Origin of the sequence: Nocardia sp. BSTN01 (assembly GCF_015354405.1) — a bacterium.
Classification (GTDB): Bacteria; Actinomycetota; Actinomycetes; order Mycobacteriales; family Mycobacteriaceae; genus Nocardia.
The window spans coordinates 1-2298 of the sequence record NZ_JADKYP010000127.1; the positions used below are offsets into that span (position 1 = coordinate 1).

The window sequence follows — 2298 nt, forward strand, 5'->3', positions numbered from 1 at the left end:
GTTCGCGTGACGATCTCGTCGAAGCGGCCCGGATCGTTGACCATGTGAATGGTCGCGGCGTCGATGTGCTGGTAGGCGACCTCGACCTCGGGGTATTCCGCGCCGACCTCGGTGACGGTGCGCTGCCACAGCGAACCGGCGAAGCTCAGCACATTGGTCTTGTGGACCAGCGTGAGGTGCTTGCGGCGCTGCTGGGCCTTGTCGAAGGCGTAGCGCACCACGCGCTCGATGCCGAAGCGGGTGTTGGTGGAGACCTCGGTGGCCACCTCGTGCGGGGTGTTCACGCGGATCGCGCCGCCGGTACCGGTGTAGGGGCCCTCGGTGCCCTCGCGCACGACGACGAAGTCGATTTCCGGATCACCGGACAGCGGGCTGGTGACGCCCGGGTACAGCTTCGACGGACGCAGGTTCACGTGGTGGTCGAGCGCGAAGCGGGTGTGCAGCAACAGACCGCGCTCGAGCAGTCCGCTGGGGACCGACGGATCCCCGATCGCGCCCAGCAGGATGGCGTCGTGCTGCTTCAACTCCGGCAGTACCGACTCCGGCAGCACCTCGCCGGTCGCGTGGTAGCGCTTGGCGCCCAGGTCGTACTCGGTCTTCTCGACCCCGGGCACGACCACGTCGAGTACCTTGAGCGCCTCGGCGATGACCTCGGGCCCGATACCGTCACCGGCGATGACAGCCAGCTTCATATGACAACGCTCCGTTCGTTCCTGCTCGCGGCTCGCAACGCGTATGCGGCCGAATCAGCCAAGGGCGGTCGATCGGCGGCGTGACGCCCGGCCGGATCACCGACACCCGCCACACTATCGGTCGGGCGGATCACCCCGATAACCAGGGCAAGCCGCTCCCAATGAGTGAGATCCAGGCGGTCCGCGGCAGCGCCGGCACGCCCGACGCCCCGTGTCGACGCGGAGGTATCCGACCGCGCCACGATTCGCATCGACCGAAAACACAGTGCGCGCGAATCCCATTCCGCGTCACCGCGGTGGGATTCGCGCGCACCGGAAAGCGCTGCGACCGAGCCGATTCCGGCCGGGGTCACTCAGCTCAGGTCGACCTGGGTCACCTTCGCGGCGCCGACGGCCTCGGCGATCGCGGACTGCACATCGGCCGGGACGGACTCGTTGACGCGCAGGATGACGGTCGCGCCTTCCTTGTCGATGTCCTGGCTCAGCTGCGCGGCCTGGATGTCGATGGACGCCTCGCCCAGCTTGGTGCCGATCTTGCCCAGGGCGCCGGGACGGTCGTCGTAGTTGAGGATCGCAAGGTTGAGACCCTCGGCACGCATGTCGTAGTTGCGGCCGTTGATGTTGACGATCTTCTCGACCTGAGCGGGCTCGGTCAGCGTGCCGGCGACGTTCAGGGTGCGGCCGTCGCCGAAGACGGCGCGCAGGTCGACCAGGCTGCGATGGGTCGGGCTCTCGCTGTGGCTGGTGACGGAGGCCTCGAGGCCCCGCTCCTCGGCCAGCGAGGGGGCGTTGACGAAGGTGACCGCATCCTCGATGTGCGCGGAGAACACGCCACGCAGCGCCGAGAGTTCCAGCACCGCAACCTCTTCCGAGGACAGCTCGCCGCGCACCTGGATCTCGAGGGAGACCGGCAGCTCGTCGGCGAGGGCGCCGAGCAGCACACCCTGCTTGCGGACGATGTCCAGCCAGGGCGCGACGATCTCGCTGACCGCGCCACCGGCGACGTTCACCGCACCGGGCACGAACTCGCCGGCGAGGGCGAGCTGCACCGACTTGGCGACATCGGTGCCGGCGCGGTCCTGGGCCTCGGCGGTGGAGGCGCCCAGGTGCGGGGTGACGACGACCTGCGGCAGGTCGAACAGCGGGCTGTCGGTGGACGGCTCGGTCTCGAACACGTCGATGCCGGCGGCGCGCACGTGCCCGGAGGTGATGGCGTCGGCCAGGGCCTGCTCGTCGATCAGACCGCCGCGGGCGGCGTTGACGATGATGACGCCCTTCTTGGTCTTGGCCAGGGTCTCCTTGTTCAGCATGCCCTTGGTCTCGGGAGTCTTGGGCAGGTGAATGGAGATGAAGTCGGCGCGCTCGAGCACTTCGTCCAGGCTCAGCAGCTCGATGCCCAGCTGGGCGGCGCGGGCCGGGGAGGTGTAGGGGTCGTAGGCGATGACCTTGGTCTCGAAGGCGGCGAGGCGCTGCGCGAACAGCTGGCCGATGCGGCCCAGGCCGATGACGCCGACGGTCTTGCCGAAGATCTCGACACCGTTGAACTTGCTGCGCTGCCAGGTGTGCTCGCGCAGGGTGCCTCCCCTGCCCGGACGACCATCGAGAT

General features: G+C 68.6%; 2 protein-coding genes. Both read right to left on the reverse strand.

Annotation, left to right across the window (positions count from 1 at the left end):
* On the reverse strand, positions 1 to 692 hold a 692-nt coding region (locus IRT45_RS36050; protein ID WP_194810229.1), incomplete at its 3' end, for a 3-isopropylmalate dehydrogenase.
* A gap of 353 nt (positions 693 to 1045) precedes the next feature.
* On the reverse strand, positions 1046 to 2298 hold a 1253-nt coding region (gene serA / locus IRT45_RS36055; RefSeq protein ID WP_194810230.1), incomplete at its 5' end, for a phosphoglycerate dehydrogenase.